This window comes from Lysinibacillus sp. GW823-FHT02G10 (assembly GCF_058797135.1).
On the sequence record NZ_JBXAJI010000001.1, the window covers coordinates 222,301 to 241,225 of the forward strand.

An 18,925-nucleotide genomic window follows, 5' to 3' on the forward strand; every position below is an offset into this window, starting at 1 on the left:
GTAAAATCACATATTAAGGATTTGGAACTACACTGTTTTTCTTCAAAGAAATGGGATGCTTCCTAAATAGAGGCATCCCTTATCTGTTTATATTATACCATGTTATTTACTTTCAATTAGCAGTGGTGAGCTTTCTTCTACTGCTTTTTTTTCTAATTCTGCCAGTCTTGCCTCAAAAGTTGTAAGCTCATGGTCTTTATCGATTTGATAAGCTAATTTATCGATATATGCTTCTAAATCTTCAAAGTTTGTTTTATTATTTTTGGCAATCATTCCATCCATTTGATGATGGGCGCGAGTTACATTTTCTTTCCCCATCAGCTGTAATTGACGTACTTTCATATCTTTAATTTTATGCTTCATTGTTTCAAATTTACGCTCGAGCTCGAAGTATTCACGAGTACTTGCTTCAATGCTAGCTTGTAATGTAAGGTTACGAGCTGAATAAGCTGTTACTTCATCCGTAGCGAAATCAATTAAGTCCTGCTCTCCGCTAGATTTTGCTAATGCTAATTGAGATTCACGTTTCGCTAGTAAATCTGCGTTTTCTTTATATTCTTGTTCTAGCTTTTCTTTTAATTGCCCTTGTCGCTCTAATAATTTGCCTGTTTGTTCTGTTTGCTTTTCTGCTTCACGAATGTATTGATTTAACATCGCAATCGGATTTTTTTGTTCCTTCTTATCAAATAATTGGTGTAAGTCTGCCTCTACTGTATATCTAAAACGTTGAAATAAGTTCATTTAAAATCGCTCCTTTTATTTTGTTAAATTTGACCATTCTTTTTCAAAGTTTGTAAACGGATCTTCTTCTTTTTTTCCTTCAATTGTAGGGATTTTTACATCTTCGCCATTCCATTTTTTATAGATAACATAGATAATGGCGATGGCAGCAAGTCCTACCATTGCTGGAATGTTAGACACTGCTGATAGGACACCGATTAGACCAACTGTAAACCAGAAAATTTTACCGAAAGATGACTTACTAGCAATGTAGAAGTGCATGCCCAGTGCTACAAATAATCCAGAGAATAGTAACCCCGCCAGTGGTCCAATTAACGCTAGTGCAACACATGCTGCAATGACGCCTCCAGTTAATAAAAGAAATTTTTTCATTTGTTTTAGCTCCTTTCGTTTGTACCTTTATGTTACCTATTTACAAGATTGTCTAAAACGGACTCGAAATTGATTTTGAACTAGGTCTTGAGGCTGAGATCCATCTAAGCAGCCAAAATAGAAGGTTTTTAGCCGTGTTTAATAAGACTTTTTCTTGTTTTTGGAAAAATATTAATTATTTTTGGTTGAAAATACCATTTGTCATAAAGTCATTTATAGACCCGAAACTAGAATTTTTTCGACAAAAATAGAAGAGAGATCCCTCCTTCGTTTGACAAATAAACAAGATTGAATGAGCTATACTTATGAAAAAGAAACTGAGCGAAGGAGGATTTCTGGTGAGAACCTATTCGATATATAAGATAAAAGAAGAGCATTTAACGTTTATTTTTGGCAGAGAGCGTAAGTTATTAGAGATGATGCAAGGTTGTGAAGATGCCAATGAGAAATCCTTAAAAGAGCTTGCATATATATGTGAATCCGTTCGTTTTGAGGAGATTGCAGCCATGTTAGAGCATCAACTTGATTCCAAATATGCACACCTAGAAAGAGCTCGTAATGCTTTGTTTTTAGAACATCCGATCAAAGGTAAAATGGCTATTTATTTAGTAGATCGTAAAATTTGTGTTTATTGCGAAGGTTCGCGAATGCTAGATTTAGATTTATTTCAAATGCTTGCTAAAATGAGTGAACGTTTTATTGCTTTTAATAAACAGGATAATGAGTGTGGGTGGTTAAAGCCGATGAAGTATACAATGCACTAGGAAAATTCACTACAATATATAGTAACACGCTATTATTTGGTGTATAATGGAGCGTGGAGAGTTTTTCTCGGTATATTGTAGTGGAGGAGGTTGGTTGTATGCCTACATGGGGCTGGATTATTATCGTAATTATCGCATTAGCAGCGGGCGCAGCACTTGGTTTCTATTTCGCTCGTCAAGCTATGATGAAATATTTGAAAGAAAACCCACCTATTAATGAGCAAATGATTCGTATGATGATGGCGCAAATGGGTCGTACGCCGTCTGAAAAGCAAGTACGTCAAATGATGGCGCAAATGAATAAATTCCAGAAGTAATTTGGAATGTTCCGAGCAACTAGTTCAAGCTTAACTAGTTGTTTTTTTATTTTTAATAGTATTTAAATAATTCTTAAAAATCATACAACTCTATCGGGAAACTATGTATAATGGAGTTACTATACGGAAGGGAGTTGTGTATATTGCAAAAAGAAAAAACAAATGTAGAAAGTTTTGATCTAGATCATACAAAAGTGAAGGCACCTTATGTTCGTTTAGCAGGTGTGAAAACGGGCAAAAATGGCGATGAAGTATATAAATACGATATTCGCTTTAAACAGCCAAATAAGGAGCATATGGAAATGCCTGCATTACATTCTTTAGAGCATTTATCTGCTGACATTATCCGTAATTACTCTGATCATATTGTTGATTTCAGTCCAATGGGTTGTCAAACAGGCTTCTATGTGTCCTTGATCAATCATAATGATTATGAGGATTTATTAGCTATTTTAGAGAACACATTTACAGATGTGACAAAAGCAACCGCAGTGCCTGCCTGCAATGAAGTGCAATGTGGCTGGGCTGCTAGCCATAGTTTAGAAGGGGCCCAAGCATTAGCGAAAGAGTTTTTAGCGAAACGTGATGAATGGCATATTATTTTTGAAGATTAAATAAAATAAAAACCTTGCGAGTAAAATGACGCAAGGTTTTTCATTGCCCTAAAAATGGAATGGAATGACATTGGAAGAAGAAGAATCCCGATTGATTTTTTGATAAATAAAATTGTCTAAAAAATCATGAATTAAATCCTCATATTCATCCATATTTTCATTAAAGGACTGTGCATGTGCCCCCGTATCAAAAAGTTTTAATTTTTTTGGACCGGTTTTTTTATTGTAGAGATCAAGTGACATGGAAGCTGGAATAAATGTATCGGGAATACTATGGATAAAGAGCACAGGTTTTTCAATATGTGTGACGGCTTCGGCAGGTGTTACACTTTTAAATGAGTAACCATCTCTAAGCCGAACAAAAAAGTCAGCAAAACGAATAGGAATAATGGAGCCATATTTAAATTCAGTTTTTGCAATTTGTTTGAGTAACATAGAAAAGTCGGAGAACGCGCAATCTGAGATATAAAAATCAGCGCCATCCTCGACTGTTCCTGCATAGAGGAGCATGGTTGCAGCACCCATCGATTCACCGTGAATGCCAAGTATAGCATCCTCTCCAATCATGGCTTTTACTGTTTTCACCACGGCATCAAGATCGTTTTTCTCATAGTAGCCATAGCTGGTTGTTTTGCCTCCAGATTCACCATGGCGACGGTGGTCAAATATAACAGAATTATAGCCAAGTCTTTCAAAAAGGCGAGCATATTTCACGGAATTTATTTTATTTTCGGTAACACCATGGCAAATGATGATAGTGTTATTTGTTTGCAATGGCTGAAACATAATGCCTCGAATTGTATAGCCATTTGGAGAATCAATATTCAGTTCACATTTCAAGTTTTTATTGTACCAAGCCTCATCAAAGCGCTTTGCGGTCGTTTCTCGTTCCCGTATAAATTCAGGGTCTTTTTGTTGGATATACATTAATTTATTGGAAAGCGCGAAGCCGAACAGACCTGTTGCAGCGGCGGCTAGCGTTGTTGTAATACCAGAGAATAAAAGCATCTTCTTTTTCATCATAAAACACCTCCACATGCTGTTTCTTATTTGTAATGTTCCCAACTAAGATTGTTTAAAACACGTCAACATTTTACAATATCTTTGGCAAAACTGCGATTATTTCTATTATCGAAAATCGTCATAATATTTGTTAAAATATACATATCTGCTAGTAGCATATGCATGCAGTGTTGATTCTTGAACGGGGAAAAGGGGAGAATGATTATGACAAACGAGGTAGTAATCGTGAGTGCGGTGCGTACTGCAATCGGCTCATTTCAGGGGACATTAAAAGATGTACCAGCGACAACGTTAGGTAGCATTGTCATTAAAGAAGCATTAGCGCGTGCTGGCGTAGCAGGAGAACAGGTCGATGAGGTCATTATGGGGAATGTTTTATCGGCTGGACTTGGACAAAATCCAGCGCGACAAGCGGCAATTAAAGCGGGGTTACCTCAAGAGGTATCAGCCTTAACAATTAATAAAGTATGTGGATCAGGTTTAAAGGCTGTTCATTTAGCAACACAGGCTATTATAGCGGGAGATGCAGAGATTGTTGTTGCAGGTGGATTTGAAAATATGAGCCAGGCTCCATACGTCTTAAAAAATGCACGAGAAGGCTTCCGAATGGGCGACCAAAAGGTAGTAGATACAATGATTCATGATGGCCTATGGTGTGCTTTTAACGATTATCATATGGGCATTACAGCTGAAAATTTATGTGATATGTATCAAATCTCTCGAGAAGAGCAGGATGCTTTTGCAGCTCGTTCTCAGCAACGTGCAGAGGCAGCAATTGCAGCGGGCAAGTTTGAAAATGAAATCGTTGCTGTCGAGATTCCACAGCGCAAGGGAGAGCCACTGCTTTTCAATAAAGATGAATTTCCACGAGCAGGTGTGACAGCGGAATCATTAGGTAAGCTACGACCAGCATTTAAAAAGGATGGCTCTGTCACAGCAGCGAACGCGTCTGGTATAAATGATGGTGCGGCAGCAGTAGTGGTGATGTCAAAGGAAAAAGCACAAGAGCTAGGTATTCAACCGATGGCGATCATTACAGCGAATGCTAGTGCTGGTGTAGATCCTGCAATTATGGGGACAGGTCCTGTAAAAGCAGTACAAAAAGCGCTGACAAAGGCTGAGGTTACTTTAAACGATATCGATTTAATTGAAGCAAATGAAGCATTTGCAGCACAATCAATTGCTGTAGATCGTGAATTAAGCTTTAATCATGATAAACTAAATGTTAACGGGGGTGCCATTGCTCTTGGTCACCCAATCGGTGCTAGTGGTGCTCGGATTTTGGTAACGCTATTACATGAGATGGAAAAGCGTGATGTGAAAACGGGCTTAGCCACATTATGTATCGGTGGTGGACAAGGCGTAGCAACAGTTGTGAAGCGCCCTTGATGTCAATAAGAAGGTGAATAGAAATGGGAAAGAAACGAAAACAGCAACAACATACTGACAATAGCATAACAGCTAGCCTACCTAAGCAAGAGGCCGTTACATTAGCAGATCAGCTAGGTGGAGATGTGCTAGCAAAATTAAAAGCAGCGAAGCAAGATTTAACTGCTAAAGAGCAGGCGGCAGAAGAAGAGCGTCAGGCAAAACTAGCTTTTGAACGTAAACAACGAGAAAAAAACAAATCGTTTGAAGAACTTTTAAACGAATACGGCGATAAAGGTACTAAATATTAAGAGAGAACAGTGAATTCACATAAGTGGGTTCACTGTTTTGTATTTTACAGCATAAAATTTATATGGCTGTGGTCGATATAGAGGGAGAGGTCTTTGAATTTAAAAGAACGGGAGACGCTGCCAATAACATATACCTAATTGTAGTTTAGTATCAATTAAATTATGTTAGGAGACCAACATGGTAGAATTACAAACAGAAAGAATAAGATTAATTCCTTTAAACGCTAAGTATCTTAATTTACTAATAGAGCATGAGGAGCAAATGGCGGCGGAGTTGTCATTAAGTAAAGGTGTAGGGAGTTTAGATTGCGAGCTTAAACAAGCCCTGTATTTTAGACTTTGCAAAGTATTAGAAGATGAGCCAAATTATCTATGGCATACGAATTGGTTACTTGTATTAAAAGAAAAAAATTGTGCTGTTGGTGGCATAATGCTAAAAGGTACGCCAAATGAGCAAGGGGAAGTTGTGATCGGGTATTATACTTTGCCTCCTTATATGGGGCAGGGCTATATGACAGAATCAATCATAGCTCTTAAAGACTGGTTACTCCATCAGCCAAATGCAAAATACGTTATCGCTGACACGGAAAAAGAAAATATGGCTTCCCATCGAGTTTTGGAAAAAGCAGGGGCTGTCTTGTTTAAAGAAACGAAGTCCCTCTATTTTTGGCGGTTCCACCTTTAAAATAAAAGACAAAAGGCTATAATTGAGCCTTTTGTCTTTTATTTTTGAGTATTTTTCTTAGTGCAACAACGAGACTAACAAAAACAATGGCTCCAGTTGTATCGACAAGCACATCTTGAGCACTCATTGTACGACCTGGCGTAAAGCTTTGACGAAATTCATCAAGCGCCGCGATTGTAGCCGTTCCACCGATAGCAATACTTGCTGCAAAACGTCTTTTTCCCCAGGCGAAGTAAAGGCCAAGTGCGATGCACCCAAATCCCATGAAGTGTGTCAATTTACGAATTAAAAACTCTACAAATGGAAAATAACCTCGCTCTTCCACTGAAACGATGGTTCCCCAATAGGGAATTTTTAAAATAGATAGTTGTTTTTCAAAAGGTTTATTGGCGAGCAAATCTTCTAATTCTGGTAGTATACTCTGTTGCTCATAGGTCATACTAGAGGAGATTACTAGTACAACTAGACAAATGAGTAAAATTAGCCATTTTTTCATCGATGTTCTTGATAGTACTCATTTTTTGTTAGCTCATTAGCTACCTTGAAATCTGTTATAGAATTAATTTTCTCGTAGGAAGCAAGCGTTTGTGCTAGTTGTTGTTGAGAGCTTGCGCCAATGACCGTAGAAGCGATTGTTGGCTCTTTTAGATTAAAAGCGATAGCCAAAGCATGCAAGTTATCATAGTGTAAAGCTAAGTCTGTTAACGTTGTTGTTAACTCCTCAGCAGTATAGGTGTTAAAACCATTAACATGTTGAAGACGTTGTTGCCAGCTATTTGTTAATAAGCCCTTTGCCACTGTGCCACGTGTTACAACAGAAGCACCCTGTTTCGCAATAAAGTTAAACCATTCTTCAGGGCGGCGATCGAGAGCACTGTATTGCATCATGACGCTTCTAGCCGAGCTTGCAGGTAAAAATCGCTGCAATACATTAGGACGAATGGAGGATATACCATATTCACGAATGAGCCCTTCTTTTTTCAGTCCTTCAAATGTGTCAATTATCCCGTCCCAATCATCTTCGATTGTGCCACCGTGTAATTGATATACATCAATGTAGTCTGTTCCTAAACGTCGTAAGCTAGCATGGACAGCTTCTTTTATATAGGATGGTGATGCATCCCAATGCCAGCCATCTACCCCTTCTGCCCACCGATTACCTACCTTTGTTGCTAGGATGACATCATGACGACGCTTACCTAACGTTGCGCCAATAATCTCTTCATTTGCACCATAATCATATAAATCAGCTGTATCTATATAGTTAATGCCAGCATCTAATGCCATATCGACAATGGCAGCTGCTTGTGTTTTATCTGTCGAAAGAGACATGCCTCCTAAACTAATCTCTGAAATAAACAATTCACTTGTACCAAGCTGTCTTTTTTTCATACGAATGACCTCCTTCGATTTCTCTACTTGTAATGGTACAATGAACATATCTGAAGAACAAGCGAGGTTATCGTCAATGAAAAAGTTTGAGGAAAAAACAACGAAAACGACACCGATCTATGACGGTAGAATAATAAAACTACAAATTGATGATGTCACTTTACCAAATGGACAGGTTGCAAAACGTGAAATCATTAAGCATCCAGGTGCCGTAGCGGTGATTGCTGTTACGGACGAGGGTAAACTAGTGTTAGTAGAACAATACCGCAAAGCGCTGGAGCGTTCTATTATTGAAATTCCAGCTGGAAAGCTAGAGCCAGGTGAGGAGCCAGTGATGACAGCACGTCGAGAATTAGAGGAAGAAACAGGTTATGGCGCGCATCAACTTACTTTTTTACAAACATTTGCAACATCACCAGGCTTTGCGGATGAAGTTCTTCATTTGTTTGTGGCGAGGGGATTATATACAATAGACAATAAAGCAGATTTAGATGAGGATGAATTTGTCGAACTATTAGAAGTTTCGTTGGAAGAAGCACAAGTAATGGTGGCTGACCAGCGTATATATGATGCTAAAACAGCATTCGCAGTGCTATGGCTAGCTGCAAATTTAGAAAATAATCTTTTAGCATAATAGAGACGGACGAGCATAAGCTGTACAAACCTTGATAGAAAAGGAGCATGTTTATGTCTCGTACGGTGTCTATTTTTTATCACGCTTCCATCATTGCAGTAAGTTTTGTTTGTGGCGTTATTTTCTTTCATATTATTGGTGGACCGAAAGCGGAACCCTTTATATTATTTATAGAGCCTCGTTTAGCAGATGGGGACAGGCAATCCATTTTTCGTTTAGTACTGCCTGTTGCTATTTCCATAGGTCTTATATTATTACTAGCAACACATAGCGTCTTAAAGGTGTTAGTGCGTGTGACTGTAGCCATGCGTGCCACTTTTTTTGGCTTTAGTTCGGTTTTTTTATTACAAAAACTTGAAGCTTTTTGGCTTTATACGATTTGGTGGTTTCCATTTCAGCTCATCTATTGTATATTGTTGCTAGTCCTATGCAATTTACTTGTACCCGCTTGGTCAAAGCGAAAAATCGGGAAACAAGTATCTGGTCGGACAATTTTGTTGAATTTTATCGCATTTTTCATCATAATAGTTGCTGAGTTTATTGTTATTTCTTATGTGTTAAAATGATGGATTGAATAGACCAAAATTGTGATCAGATAAAAAAGTAGAAGCATGTTAGAAATCTATTCACTATCTTGTAATAGGATTTACTCCTTTGGTATAATGGAAAGAGTTTAGGGGGGCGTCACATGGAGAGCCGAATTGATCGTATAAAAAAACAGTTGCATAGTGCTAGTTACAAGCTGACGCCGCAGCGAGAAGCGACAGTTGCTGTTTTGCTTGAGCACGAAGAGGACCACCTAAGTGCTGAAGATGTTTATCTTTTAGTAAAAGAAAAAGCACCTGAGATTGGTCTAGCTACTGTTTATAGAACGTTAGAATTATTAACTGAGCTCAAAATTGTCGACAAAATCAACTTTGGCGATGGCGTATCGCGCTATGATTTACGCCAAGAGGGAGCTGCCCATTTCCACCATCATCTTGTTTGTATCGAATGTGGTGCTGTTGATGAAATTCAAGAAGATTTACTTGAAGATGTGGAAGCCGTTGTTGAAAAACGTTGGAACTTTATTATAAAAGATCACCGACTAACTTTCCACGGCATATGCTGGCGCTGTCATGATAAAAACGACGAATCGAATGAAGAAAAATAACGAAAAACTGTCTGTTTTAATCTTTGGTATAGATTGAATCGGGCAGTTTTTTGTTTTTTTTATTGAAGTATAGACACCATTATGGTTGGTGGTTTATGTCGAATGGAGGGTCCTTTAGCACATTTCTTAAGGCCATGCTAAAATAGAGAATAATTGACAGTGAGGGGGCGTTGTGATGAATGAATTTCAATATGTAGTAGAGGACTATATCCATTTTATTCAGGTGGAAAGGCAGTTATCTGTTAATACATTAGCATCCTATCGCCGAGATTTAGAAAGCTATGTACATTTTTTAAAGGAAGCAGAAGGTATGTCTGATTTTAGTGTGGTAGAACGGACAACTATATTACGCCATTTAGAGCAATTGCGGGCACAGGGAAAGACAAGTCGTACCATTGCCCGTCATATTTCATCGATTCGAAGTTTCCACCAATTTTTACTACGAGAAAAGCGCGCAGAAACTGATCCGACAGTCCATTTGGAGATGCCGACAATTGAGCAAAAGTTGCCTAATATTTTATCTATCCAAGAGATTGAAGCTTTACTAACAGCTCCAAATAAAAGTAAGCCACAAGGTATACGTGATCTTGCCATGCTGGAGTTACTATATGGGTCTGGTATGCGCATCAGTGAACTTATTGCACTGGATTTAGCTGATATTCATTTAACCATGGGCTTTGTACGTGTATTTGGGAAGGGTGGCAAGGAGCGAATCATTCCACTCGGCAAAAGCGCACTTTTGGCAATAAATGCCTATTTAAATGGTGCTCGTAGTCAATTACAGGGAAAGTACCCCAAAACAGATGCGTTTTTTATTAATCAAAGAGGGAAACGTTTAACAAGGCAGGGTTGTTGGAAATTAATGAAGGAGCATGCGTTAAAGGCAGGCATCCAACATGAATTAACACCACATACATTGCGTCATTCCTTTGCCACTCATTTGGTTGAAAATGGAGCCGATTTACGAGCGGTGCAGGAGATGCTTGGTCATGCAGATATTTCTACTACCCAGATTTATACACATATTAGCAAAACAAGATTATCTGAGGTCTATAAGCAATTCCATCCACGTGCTTAAAAGATAATAGGAAAAAATTATTTTTCAGTCGGATGTCTGACCTTTATTTTTCGCATTTTTTTGGTAAAATAGAGTCATGAGATTAGGAGGCAACCATTATGAATAAACCTTTTAACAAAATCCATGTTGTTGTCATGGATTCCGTAGGTATTGGTGAAGCGCCAGACGCTGCTAAATTTGGGGATGTTGGCGCACATACACTAGGACATATCGCTGAAAAAATGAATGGGCTTACAATGCCAGTAATGGAGTCATTTGGTTTAGCGAATATTGAACCATTGCATGGAATGCATGCAACTACTGACCCTAAAGCATACTACGGTAAAATGCAAGAAGCATCAGTTGGTAAAGATACGATGACTGGCCATTGGGAAATCATGGGGTTAAATATTGATAAACCATTTAAAGTGTATCCAGATGGGTTTCCAGCAGAGCTAATTGATGAGCTAGAGAAACGTACAGGTCGGAAAGTGCTATGCAATCAGCCAGCAAGTGGTACACAAGTAATTGAAGATTTTGGGAAGGAGCATATGGAAACAGGTGCGATTATTGTCTATACATCAGCCGATCCTGTTTTACAAATTGCTGCTCATGAAGAAATCATTCCACTAGAAGAGTTATATAAAATTTGCGAAATTGCTCGTGAATTAACATTACAGCCTGAATATTTAGTAGGTCGCGTCATCGCACGACCATTTGTGGGTACGCCTGGAAACTTTACTCGTACATCCAATCGTCATGATTATGCGTTAAAGCCATTTGGTCGTACAACAATGAATGTTTTGAAGGACGCGGGATTAGATGTGATTGCAATTGGAAAAATCTCAGATATTTTCAATGGTGAAGGTGTAACAGATGCTGTACGTACAAAAAATAATATGGATGGTATGGATCAATTTGCAGAAGTTGTACGTCGTGACTTCCGTGGTCTAAGCTTCTTAAATTTAGTCGACTTTGATGCCAATTTCGGCCATCGACGTGATCCTCTAGGCTATGGACAGGCATTACAAGAATTTGATGCACGTCTACCAGAAATTCTAGAGGCAATGTCAGAAGACGATCTATTAATTATTACAGCAGATCACGGCAATGATCCAACCTTCCCAGGGACAGATCATACACGCGAATATGTACCACTAATTGTCTATTCACCACGTTTTAAAGGTGGTGCGGAACTTGCGCTTCGTGAAACCTTTGCAGACATTGCAGCAACAGTTGCAGAAAACTTTCATGTAGAAGCACCGCCATTCGGTAAAAGTTTCTTACATGATTTGAAATAAGGGGGTTTTTTGTATGAATATGGTTCAATTGTTTGAAAAGAAAAAACAAGGATTAGAGCTTTCTCAAGCTGAAATTCAGTATTTTGTTGAAGGCTATACGACAGGCTCTATCCCAGATTATCAAGCAAGTTCTTTATTAATGGCGATACGTTTACTAGGCATGTCTGATGATGAAACATTTTATTTAACAAAGGCAATGATCGAATCAGGCGATGTCATTGATTTAACATCTATTGAAGGCTTTAAAATTGATAAACACTCAACTGGAGGGGTTGGTGACAAGGTTACACTTGTTGTTACGCCAATTATTGCTTCTCTAGGAATTCCTGTTGCGAAATTTAGTGGTAAAGGCTTAGGGATTACTGGGGGGACAATTGATAAACTTGAATCCATTCAGGGCTTTAAAACAGAGCTTTCATCACAGGAGTTCATTGATAATGTCAATCAGCATAAAATTGCCGTTGCTGGACAAACAGGTAATCTAGTACCAGCCGACAAAAAATTATATGCATTACGTGATGTGACAGGTACTGTCGATTCTATTCCATTAATCGCAGCGTCGATTATGAGTAAAAAAATTGCAAGTGGTGCCGATGGTATAGTCCTCGATGTAAAATGTGGCTCAGGTGCGTTTATGAAGACGCAGGAAGAAGCACAGCGTTTAGCAGATACAATGACGGCTATTGGAGAAAAACTTGGCCGTAAAGTCATCGCACACATCAGTGATATGGATAATCCTTTAGGGAAAATGATTGGTAATAAGCTTGAGGTAGTGGAGGCTTATGCCCTATTAAGTGGACGTATGGAAGAAACGCATGAAGATTTGGTTGATGAATGTGTTGTCATCTCTTCCTTGATGTACCAAATTGCGGCAGGTGTGAATGAAGCGGAAGCAACAGCTGCTGTTAAGCGAGTGCTAGCAGATGGCTCTGCAGCTGCAAAATTCGAGGAGTTTATTGTGGCGCAAGGAGGAGTAGTCTCTGATATTGTTCAAAATGACACAGCTCATAAAGTAGCAGTGACAGCGGTTTCAGAGGGCACGGTGGAGACGATTAATGCTTTATTAGTTGGAGAAGCAAGTGTTAGTCTAGGCGCTGGACGTTTAACGAAGGAATCAAAGCTTGATTATGATGCAGGAATTCAGCTAATCGCCAAAAAAGGTGATCATGTTAATAATGGTGATACGATTGCTTATTTGTATTCAAATCAGCCAATTGACGAAGAGACAATTAATAAAATTCAGCAAGCTTATACAATTGCATAAAGATTTTTAGCGAGAGCCCTCACTTATGAGGGTTCTCGCTTTTTTGTGCGTTCGATGAATCGCCAAAATTTAGAGCTCGATAGCGTTTAGAAATTGTAGATTTATCCCATACTGCACTTAACCTAAAAAGCTATAAGTATGTCGATTAGACACTATTTCGGAAGACTTTGCACTAGTTCTGTCAGCCACAAGGATTCAATCTATTGAATGTGGAATTGCACGAGGAGGAGGCGATGTTCATGCATTATCAATTAGAAATGGTCACAAGAGAGACAGTCGTTATACGTTTGTTTGGGGAGCTCGATCATCATGCCGTTGAACAAATTCGAGCGAAAATTTCTGCAGCAATTTTTCAAGGCACTGTGACGACCATCATTTGGAACTTGGAAGGACTATCTTTCATGGATAGTTCGGGAGTTGGATTAGTGCTTGGTCGTATGCGTGAGTTAGAGGCAGTTGCTGGGCGAACTATATTATTGAATCCATCGCCAACAATGCGAAAAGTATTTCAATTTTCAGGTTTAGGACCGTGGATGATGGATGCAACAGAGGAACAAGCGATTGATCGCGTAAGGGGGATTGTAAATGGATAACGAAATGACATTAACTTTTTTGGCAATTAGTGAAAATGAAGCTTTAGCGCGTGTAGCTGTTACAGGCTTTATTGCACAATTAGATCCAACTATTGATGAGCTATCAGAATTTAAAACAGTTGTCTCAGAAGCAGTTTCCAATGCTATTATTCATGGCTATGAAGAAGATGGTAAGGGTGTTGTGACAGTTCATGCTAAACGTGAGGATGATATTGTGACAGTATCTGTCATGGATAAAGGGATAGGAATTGAAGACGTTAGTCGAGCAATGGAACCATTATTTACAACAAAAAGTATGATGGAGCGTTCGGGTATGGGCTTCACGATTATGGATAGCTTCTCAGATCAGCTGACAGTTATATCAAAATGGCAAGAAGGAACAACTGTAACATTCACGAAGAAATTTTACACAGTTCGCACAGCGGTAATGTGAGGTTAAACCCGTGAAGCCGTTAGAACAGTCGTCCGATAAGCTATTGTCTCAGGAGGAAATGCGTGATTTAATTGCACGCGCACAGCAGGGCGATCATGAGGCTCGTAAACGAATGGTAGAAGGCAATACGAGACTTGTGTGGTCCATTGTTCAACGTTTTACAACGAGAGGTGTTGAGCTTGAGGATTTATTCCAGATTGGCTGCATAGGGCTCATGAAATCTGTGGATAAATTTGATTTAACCTATGATGTGAAATTTTCAACCTATGCTGTACCGATGATCATTGGAGAAATTCAGCGTTTTTTAAGGGATGATGGTATGGTGAAGGTGAGCCGCTCTATTCGTGAGCTCAATTTTAAAATCCGTCATGCTACAGATGAATTTATTAAAAAGAACGAACATCCACCAACCATTCAAGAGCTTGCTCAGGTGCTTGGTGTGACAACAGAGGAAATTGTTACAGCATCCGATGCATTGAGAGACCCTGCCTCTCTTCATGAGCAATTGTATGAGAGTGAGGGTGATTCCATTACACTAATGGATCAAATGAAGGATGAAAAATCGGAGCAACCATTTGATTACATCCCATTAAAAGAAGTACTAACGAGACTTGAGCCAAGAGAGCAGTCTATCATATATCTTCGCTATTTTTCAGATTGCACGCAAACTGAAATTGCAAATAGATTAGGTATATCGCAGGTACAGGTTTCCCGATTAGAGAAAAAAATCCTTGCCCAGCTGAAAAGTTGGATGGCAACTAGTGCAACAGTGGAGCAGGAAGTAATAAAAAAAGACATCTAAGAAAATGGTGACAGCATGACAAATAAATTATTTAACAGCTTAGAAGAAGCCGAAGATTTTCTTATCGAACAATTTGGTGACGGCGAATCGTTTGACGTTGGTATTAAACACTTATTTGTCAAAGATTTGCCGGTCCTTTGTGCATATATTAGTGGGCTTGTAGATGGAGAAGCTTTAACACAGTTGCTGTCTAGCATGCTTCCAGATGAGGACATTGAAATTGATGTAGAGGATGAGAAGGAATATTTTGAGTCTTACTTTAATTTCCATGGACGTTCAGAAGAAACAGAGCGTAAAGCCTATTTACTAGCCATTTTAAGTGGACAAGTCACCTTTATTACTAAAAGTGGCTATTGCTATGTTGCAGAGCTTAGAAACTATCCAGGACGCTCTCCAGAAGAGCCAGATAATGAAAAAGTTATCCGTGGATCAAGGGATGGCTTTACAGAAGGGATTTCTCAAAACACAGCCTTAATACGTAGGCGAATTCGTAATAGTAATCTACGTTTCGAGCTACATAAAATATCCAAAATCGGTCAAACCGACGTGGCGATCGCGTTTATGAAGGATGTTGCCAATGAAGATATGCTCGAAAGTTTACGACAGCGTCTTGGACAAATAAATCATGATGGCTTGACGATGGCCGATAAATCATTAGAAGAATGGCTCTTTAAACAAAAGTTCCACCCAGTTCCATTTGTACGTTATACGGAGAGACCTGATATTGCTGCAGCTCATCTACTTGAAGGGCATATAGCTATATTAGTCGATACTTCTCCATCCGTTATTTTAGTACCTGTTACAGTGTTTCATTTATTGCAGCATGCAGAGGAATATCGTCAGGCACCCACAGTAGGGACGTTTGTACGTTTTATGCGATATTTTGGCTCTGTAATGGGTTTACTTTTATTGCCATTGTGGTATGTATTTGCAACGAATGAATCCCTACTTCCAGATGCCCTCTCCTTTTTAGGTACGGAGGAGAAATCGCATGTACCTTTATTACTACAAATTTTGATTGCAGATATTGGAATAGAATTTTTGAGGATGGCCGCCATTCATACACCGTCACCATTGTCCACAGCGATGGGATTGGTTGCGGGGGTAATCATTGGTCAAATTGCGATTGATGTTGGATTATTCTCTTCAGAGGTGGTCCTCTATACAGCGGTGGCAGCCATTCTTATTTTCATTATTCCATCCTATGAGCTTAGTATCTCCATTAAAATTTTTAGGTTACTGCTACTTCTGATGACGGGTCTCTGGGGTGTCAATGGGTTATTTATTGGTTTATTTTTATTGTTTACGTATTTATGTTCATTGCGACCAATGCAGGCACCTTATTTATGGCCGCTTGTTCCATTCTTTCCAACAGCAATGCTTCGCGTCATTATTCGCTTCCCAATGACAGCGGATGCACTAAGGCCTTATGTAGTCGCTTCCAAACAGCGAAAAAGATCATAGGAGCCGTTGCACTCGTTTTTTTCATGTGATAAAGTTCACATATAGTATTTTGTGATTTTTGCAAAAATTATTTTCATTCAAGAAAAAGCAAGTACTATACATTTGTTTTTTTATATGTGAAGGAAATAATTTTTTGATGGAATGGTTCTAATATAGTAAAGAACCCTTCAACTTTCAAACCGTAAAAATAACAAGATGGAACGATGTGAAAAGGGAGAGATGCACATGCATTTATATGGAACACAAGCGATTTCTGAAGATGGTCATTTAACAATTGGACAGGTAGACACATTAGAGCTAGCAAAAGAGTATGGTACACCACTTTTCGTGTATGATACTGCACTTATTCGTAAGCGTGCGCGCAGCTTTATCGATACGTTTAAAAAACTAGGTGTAAAAGCAGAAGTAGCTTATGCTTCAAAAGCATTTGCATGTGTAGCGGTGTATCAATTAGCAGCAGAAGAAAATTTATCATTGGATGTTGTATCTGGTGGAGAATTATTTACTGCCTTAAAGGCAGGTTTCCCTGCAGAGCGCATTCATTTTCATGGTAACAATAAAAGCATTGCTGAATTAGAGCTAGCTTTTGACTCCAAGATTGGATGTATTGTTGTAGATAATTTCTATGAAATACAGCTTTTAAAAGATATTTCGGAGCGCCGTCAGCAAAAAATGCGTATATTATTACGTGTTACACCAGGTGTTGAAGCACATACGCATGATTTCATCACGACAGGTCAAGCAGATTCAAAATTCGGCTTTGACTTAAACAATGGTCAAGCAGATGAAGCATTCCAACAAACATTTAACCATGAATTCCTAGAGCTACTTGGTTTACATTGCCATATTGGCTCACAAATTTTTGACACTGCCGGTTTTGGATTGGCTGGAGAAAAATTGATTGACAAAATTTCTGATTGGAACAAGACTCACGGATTTACATGTACTGTGTTAAACTTAGGTGGGGGCTTTGGTATTCGTTATACTGAAGAAGATGCACCGCTTGAACCACAAGTATATGTAGAGGATATGATTACAGTTGTCAAAAATAAAGCAACTGTTCTTGGACTGAAGATGCCGGAAATTTGGATTGAACCAGGTCGATCACTTGTAGGTGATGCAGGAACATCTCTTTATACAATCGGTTCACAAAAAATTGTGCCAGATGTGCGAAAATATATTGCTGTCGATGGAGGTATGAGCGATAATATCCGTCCCGCATTATACGACGCTAAGTATGAGGCAGTCATCGCAAGTAAGGCGAACGAGCCGAAAGATGAGCTCTATACAGTTGCTGGTAAATTATGTGAATCTGGCGATAAATTAATTATTGATGCTAAACTACAAGATGCTGCTTCAGGTGATGTGTTAGCCATCTTCTGTACAGGTGCGTATGGTTATTCGATGGCTAGTAACTATAATCGTGTGCCAAGACCTGCAGTTGTATTTGTAGAGGATGGACAGCATCAACTAGCTATTCGCCGCGAAAGTTATGAAGATATTGTGCAAAACGATCTCCCGCTAACTTTAAAAAAGGGTGAGTAAATTTGAGGAAAAATAAGTGGGTATTACTAGCGTCCATTACAACATTTATTTTATTATGGGGCGTAGTCTATTGGGTGTTGGCGTCGAAAGGTATTCTCGGACCTGGTTCGTAAGACAGAAATTGGCTTGCGGTAAAAGTACAAATCGTGTAGGATAGTCAAAGATTATGTACAGCTAGAAAAAGAGGGAATAGACAAATATGTTAATTCGATATAAAAAAGCTTTAGAGAAAATAGCAATGGGGCTACTTTCATTTATGCCTAACGAAAAAGACGTAAAAAAGCTTACAGAAACCATCCACTCCTATGAAAATGACGATAATTGGGTTTTATACTTATGGAAAAAGAATGATGAATATGTTGGCATTGTAGGGCTTGTTGTTGATGAGCATAATATAGCCACAATCCAGCACGTGTCGGTGATCCCTTCCTATAGAGGAGAGGGCGTAGCAACGGAGATGCTTCAAGAAGTGGCGGAACTTGGCCAATATGAAAGTGTGCGTGCTACAGATGAAACACGTAGTTTTGTTCAAAAATGTATTCATTGTATCGATGAAAAAGCAGACGATTAACAACGTCTGCTTTTTCTTTGTTTGCTTTCTTGTCGCTCTGCAAGAATATGTGAGCGATCTCGAAGCATATGTTTATGAAGAAGATAATTTGAGCTATTTGATGGCAAAAGCTTTATACGTGCTAGGGCTAAATCCAGCAAGTGAGGTGAGAGAGGAAGCTGGAAAGTTTGAAAGGACTTGCCCATTTCAATCGAAGTGATAGCTTTTGTTATTTGTGTTAGGAGTTCAAGATAATCAATTTCTTGGAAAAAAACATGCCCTTCATTTTCTTGAAAGTTATGAAGTGCTTTTTCTAAAATTCGTTTAGCACCAGTATTATTACCACGTCGCCAATGATAGAAACCTGTTGCCAGCTGCACATAGCCGACAAGCGGATGCATTTTATCGCCAGGTGCAATTTCCTTCCAATATTCCTCTAGCACTTCATGGCATTCAAAAAAATCTTGATTGCCATTAAAATAGGCACAGTAATCTATAAATAAAGTATGATGCTGTGGATGCATTTTGGACTCCTTTCCACT

General features: G+C 38.8%; 24 protein-coding genes. 18 read left to right on the plus strand and 6 right to left on the minus strand.

Going from position 1 to position 18,925, the window contains the following annotated elements; translation table 11 throughout:
- Positions 1-102: 102 nt before the first annotated feature.
- A complete protein-coding gene (locus tag AC1RFD_RS01100; RefSeq protein ID WP_054550598.1) occupies positions 103-741 on the minus strand; it encodes a PspA/IM30 family protein in 639 nt (212 codons plus the stop codon).
- A 15-nt stretch (positions 742-756) separates the two neighbouring features.
- Positions 757-1,113, minus strand: coding sequence for a lmo0954 family membrane protein (locus AC1RFD_RS01105; protein ID WP_048391315.1), 357 nt, complete (start codon positions 1,111-1,113; stop codon positions 757-759).
- Positions 1,114-1,451: 338 nt separating this feature from the next.
- On the opposite strand from AC1RFD_RS01105, the gene sirA reads away from it, so the two are divergent.
- The 3 genes from sirA (at position 1,452) to AC1RFD_RS01120 (ending at position 2,808) form a co-directional block, all read left to right on the plus strand.
- Positions 1,452-1,877 (plus strand): sporulation inhibitor of replication protein SirA, encoded by a 426-nt coding sequence (sirA, locus tag AC1RFD_RS01110; RefSeq protein WP_004232148.1) that lies wholly within the window; start codon positions 1,452-1,454, stop codon positions 1,875-1,877.
- 98 nt (positions 1,878-1,975) lie between these two features.
- The gene (locus AC1RFD_RS01115) at positions 1,976-2,194 is read left to right on the plus strand and encodes a YneF family protein (RefSeq protein WP_004232154.1); all 219 of its coding nucleotides are present in this window, start codon (positions 1,976-1,978) and stop codon (positions 2,192-2,194) included.
- Between the two features lie 110 nt (positions 2,195-2,304).
- A complete protein-coding gene (locus AC1RFD_RS01120; protein WP_048391314.1) occupies positions 2,305-2,808 on the plus strand; it encodes an S-ribosylhomocysteine lyase in 504 nt (167 codons plus the stop codon).
- A gap of 48 nt (positions 2,809-2,856) precedes the next feature.
- Here AC1RFD_RS01120 and AC1RFD_RS01125 read toward each other — a convergent pair whose 3' ends face one another.
- The gene (locus tag AC1RFD_RS01125; protein WP_036080551.1) at positions 2,857-3,828 is read right to left on the minus strand and encodes an alpha/beta hydrolase; all 972 of its coding nucleotides are present in this window, start codon (positions 3,826-3,828) and stop codon (positions 2,857-2,859) included.
- Positions 3,829-4,035: 207 nt separating this feature from the next.
- Here AC1RFD_RS01125 and AC1RFD_RS01130 point away from each other — a divergent pair, with 207 nt between their 5' ends.
- The 3 genes from AC1RFD_RS01130 (at position 4,036) to AC1RFD_RS01140 (ending at position 6,195) form a co-directional block, all read left to right on the plus strand.
- Positions 4,036-5,220, plus strand: coding sequence for an acetyl-CoA C-acetyltransferase (locus tag AC1RFD_RS01130; RefSeq protein WP_326140424.1), 1,185 nt, complete (start codon positions 4,036-4,038; stop codon positions 5,218-5,220).
- 23 nt (positions 5,221-5,243) lie between these two features.
- Positions 5,244-5,510, plus strand: coding sequence for a YqkE family protein (locus tag AC1RFD_RS01135; RefSeq protein WP_288583070.1), 267 nt, complete (start codon positions 5,244-5,246; stop codon positions 5,508-5,510).
- Between the two features lie 178 nt (positions 5,511-5,688).
- Positions 5,689-6,195 (plus strand): GNAT family N-acetyltransferase, encoded by a 507-nt coding sequence (locus AC1RFD_RS01140; protein ID WP_048391312.1) that lies wholly within the window; start codon positions 5,689-5,691, stop codon positions 6,193-6,195.
- Between the two features lie 16 nt (positions 6,196-6,211).
- Here the strand turns inward: AC1RFD_RS01140 and AC1RFD_RS01145 are convergent, their stop codons facing one another.
- Both AC1RFD_RS01145 and AC1RFD_RS01150 read right to left on the minus strand, forming a co-directional pair.
- Positions 6,212-6,691, minus strand: coding sequence for a VanZ family protein (locus tag AC1RFD_RS01145; RefSeq protein ID WP_288583073.1), 480 nt, complete (start codon positions 6,689-6,691; stop codon positions 6,212-6,214).
- The gene (locus tag AC1RFD_RS01150; protein ID WP_288583075.1) at positions 6,688-7,587 is read right to left on the minus strand and encodes an aldo/keto reductase; all 900 of its coding nucleotides are present in this window, start codon (positions 7,585-7,587) and stop codon (positions 6,688-6,690) included. Before AC1RFD_RS01150 ends, AC1RFD_RS01145 begins: the two co-directional genes overlap by 4 nt.
- A gap of 76 nt (positions 7,588-7,663) precedes the next feature.
- On the opposite strand from AC1RFD_RS01150, the gene AC1RFD_RS01155 reads away from it, so the two are divergent.
- The 12 genes from AC1RFD_RS01155 (at position 7,664) to AC1RFD_RS01210 (ending at position 18,404) form a co-directional block, all read left to right on the plus strand.
- Positions 7,664-8,221: an NUDIX domain-containing protein gene (locus AC1RFD_RS01155; RefSeq protein ID WP_048391304.1), complete on the plus strand. Its 558-nt coding sequence runs from the start codon at positions 7,664-7,666 to the stop codon at positions 8,219-8,221.
- 53 nt (positions 8,222-8,274) lie between these two features.
- Complete coding sequence (locus tag AC1RFD_RS01160) at positions 8,275-8,787, plus strand: hypothetical protein (protein ID WP_004232169.1); 513 nt, start codon at positions 8,275-8,277, stop codon at positions 8,785-8,787.
- 122 nt (positions 8,788-8,909) lie between these two features.
- Positions 8,910-9,374 carry a ferric iron uptake transcriptional regulator gene (gene fur, locus AC1RFD_RS01165; RefSeq protein WP_004232171.1) on the plus strand — a complete coding sequence of 155 codons (465 nt, stop codon included), beginning with the start codon at positions 8,910-8,912 and terminating at the stop codon, positions 9,372-9,374.
- A gap of 175 nt (positions 9,375-9,549) precedes the next feature.
- The gene (gene xerD, locus AC1RFD_RS01170) at positions 9,550-10,452 is read left to right on the plus strand and encodes a site-specific tyrosine recombinase XerD (RefSeq protein WP_492474426.1); all 903 of its coding nucleotides are present in this window, start codon (positions 9,550-9,552) and stop codon (positions 10,450-10,452) included.
- A gap of 98 nt (positions 10,453-10,550) precedes the next feature.
- Positions 10,551-11,732, plus strand: a complete 1,182-nt coding sequence (gene deoB, locus AC1RFD_RS01175; RefSeq protein WP_066036601.1) for a phosphopentomutase — start codon at positions 10,551-10,553, stop codon at positions 11,730-11,732.
- Positions 11,733-11,745: 13 nt separating this feature from the next.
- Complete coding sequence (locus tag AC1RFD_RS01180; protein WP_492474427.1) at positions 11,746-12,996, plus strand: thymidine phosphorylase; 1,251 nt, start codon at positions 11,746-11,748, stop codon at positions 12,994-12,996.
- A gap of 239 nt (positions 12,997-13,235) precedes the next feature.
- Complete coding sequence (gene spoIIAA, locus AC1RFD_RS01185; protein WP_004232181.1) at positions 13,236-13,589, plus strand: anti-sigma F factor antagonist; 354 nt, start codon at positions 13,236-13,238, stop codon at positions 13,587-13,589.
- Complete coding sequence (gene spoIIAB / locus AC1RFD_RS01190; protein ID WP_048391296.1) at positions 13,582-14,022, plus strand: anti-sigma F factor; 441 nt, start codon at positions 13,582-13,584, stop codon at positions 14,020-14,022. Before spoIIAA ends, spoIIAB begins: the two co-directional genes overlap by 8 nt.
- 10 nt (positions 14,023-14,032) lie before the next feature.
- A complete protein-coding gene (gene sigF, locus AC1RFD_RS01195) occupies positions 14,033-14,824 on the plus strand; it encodes an RNA polymerase sporulation sigma factor SigF (protein WP_009370709.1) in 792 nt (263 codons plus the stop codon).
- Positions 14,825-14,839: 15 nt separating this feature from the next.
- Positions 14,840-16,288 (plus strand): spore germination protein, encoded by a 1,449-nt coding sequence (locus tag AC1RFD_RS01200; RefSeq protein WP_004232186.1) that lies wholly within the window; start codon positions 14,840-14,842, stop codon positions 16,286-16,288.
- A 225-nt stretch (positions 16,289-16,513) separates the two neighbouring features.
- Positions 16,514-17,833 carry a diaminopimelate decarboxylase gene (lysA, locus tag AC1RFD_RS01205; RefSeq protein ID WP_103117641.1) on the plus strand — a complete coding sequence of 440 codons (1,320 nt, stop codon included), beginning with the start codon at positions 16,514-16,516 and terminating at the stop codon, positions 17,831-17,833.
- Positions 17,834-18,032: 199 nt separating this feature from the next.
- Positions 18,033-18,404: a GNAT family N-acetyltransferase gene (locus AC1RFD_RS01210; RefSeq protein ID WP_004232192.1), complete on the plus strand. Its 372-nt coding sequence runs from the start codon at positions 18,033-18,035 to the stop codon at positions 18,402-18,404.
- Here AC1RFD_RS01210 and AC1RFD_RS01215 read toward each other — a convergent pair.
- The gene (locus tag AC1RFD_RS01215) at positions 18,401-18,907 is read right to left on the minus strand and encodes a DUF309 domain-containing protein (protein ID WP_066036604.1); all 507 of its coding nucleotides are present in this window, start codon (positions 18,905-18,907) and stop codon (positions 18,401-18,403) included. The genes AC1RFD_RS01210 and AC1RFD_RS01215 overlap by 4 nt on opposite strands.
- Positions 18,908-18,925: the final 18 nt, after the last annotated feature.

What these genes read in the sequence shown, in the direction of transcription:
- AC1RFD_RS01100 (WP_054550598.1), bottom strand. Translation starts at nt 741, where the DNA reads ATGAACTTATTTCAACGTTTTAGATATACAGTAGAGGCAGACTTACAC.
- AC1RFD_RS01105 (WP_048391315.1), bottom strand. Translation starts at nt 1,113, where the DNA reads ATGAAAAAATTTCTTTTATTAACTGGAGGCGTCATTGCAGCATGTGTT.
- AC1RFD_RS01115 (WP_004232154.1), top strand. Translation starts at nt 1,976, where the DNA reads ATGCCTACATGGGGCTGGATTATTATCGTAATTATCGCATTAGCAGCG.
- AC1RFD_RS01120 (WP_048391314.1), top strand. Translation starts at nt 2,305, where the DNA reads ATGGAGTTACTATACGGAAGGGAGTTGTGTATATTGCAAAAAGAAAAA.
- AC1RFD_RS01125 (WP_036080551.1), bottom strand. Translation starts at nt 3,828, where the DNA reads ATGAAAAAGAAGATGCTTTTATTCTCTGGTATTACAACAACGCTAGCC.
- AC1RFD_RS01130 (WP_326140424.1), top strand. Translation starts at nt 4,036, where the DNA reads ATGACAAACGAGGTAGTAATCGTGAGTGCGGTGCGTACTGCAATCGGC.
- AC1RFD_RS01135 (WP_288583070.1), top strand. Translation starts at nt 5,244, where the DNA reads ATGGGAAAGAAACGAAAACAGCAACAACATACTGACAATAGCATAACA.
- AC1RFD_RS01140 (WP_048391312.1), top strand. Translation starts at nt 5,689, where the DNA reads ATGGTAGAATTACAAACAGAAAGAATAAGATTAATTCCTTTAAACGCT.
- AC1RFD_RS01145 (WP_288583073.1), bottom strand. Translation starts at nt 6,691, where the DNA reads ATGAAAAAATGGCTAATTTTACTCATTTGTCTAGTTGTACTAGTAATC.
- AC1RFD_RS01150 (WP_288583075.1), bottom strand. Translation starts at nt 7,587, where the DNA reads ATGAAAAAAAGACAGCTTGGTACAAGTGAATTGTTTATTTCAGAGATT.
- AC1RFD_RS01155 (WP_048391304.1), top strand. Translation starts at nt 7,664, where the DNA reads ATGAAAAAGTTTGAGGAAAAAACAACGAAAACGACACCGATCTATGAC.
- AC1RFD_RS01160 (WP_004232169.1), top strand. Translation starts at nt 8,275, where the DNA reads ATGTCTCGTACGGTGTCTATTTTTTATCACGCTTCCATCATTGCAGTA.
- fur (WP_004232171.1), top strand. Translation starts at nt 8,910, where the DNA reads ATGGAGAGCCGAATTGATCGTATAAAAAAACAGTTGCATAGTGCTAGT.
- xerD (WP_492474426.1), top strand. Translation starts at nt 9,550, where the DNA reads ATGAATGAATTTCAATATGTAGTAGAGGACTATATCCATTTTATTCAG.
- deoB (WP_066036601.1), top strand. Translation starts at nt 10,551, where the DNA reads ATGAATAAACCTTTTAACAAAATCCATGTTGTTGTCATGGATTCCGTA.
- AC1RFD_RS01180 (WP_492474427.1), top strand. Translation starts at nt 11,746, where the DNA reads ATGAATATGGTTCAATTGTTTGAAAAGAAAAAACAAGGATTAGAGCTT.
- spoIIAA (WP_004232181.1), top strand. Translation starts at nt 13,236, where the DNA reads ATGCATTATCAATTAGAAATGGTCACAAGAGAGACAGTCGTTATACGT.
- spoIIAB (WP_048391296.1), top strand. Translation starts at nt 13,582, where the DNA reads ATGGATAACGAAATGACATTAACTTTTTTGGCAATTAGTGAAAATGAA.
- AC1RFD_RS01200 (WP_004232186.1), top strand. Translation starts at nt 14,840, where the DNA reads ATGACAAATAAATTATTTAACAGCTTAGAAGAAGCCGAAGATTTTCTT.
- lysA (WP_103117641.1), top strand. Translation starts at nt 16,514, where the DNA reads ATGCATTTATATGGAACACAAGCGATTTCTGAAGATGGTCATTTAACA.
- AC1RFD_RS01210 (WP_004232192.1), top strand. Translation starts at nt 18,033, where the DNA reads ATGTTAATTCGATATAAAAAAGCTTTAGAGAAAATAGCAATGGGGCTA.
- AC1RFD_RS01215 (WP_066036604.1), bottom strand. Translation starts at nt 18,907, where the DNA reads ATGCATCCACAGCATCATACTTTATTTATAGATTACTGTGCCTATTTT.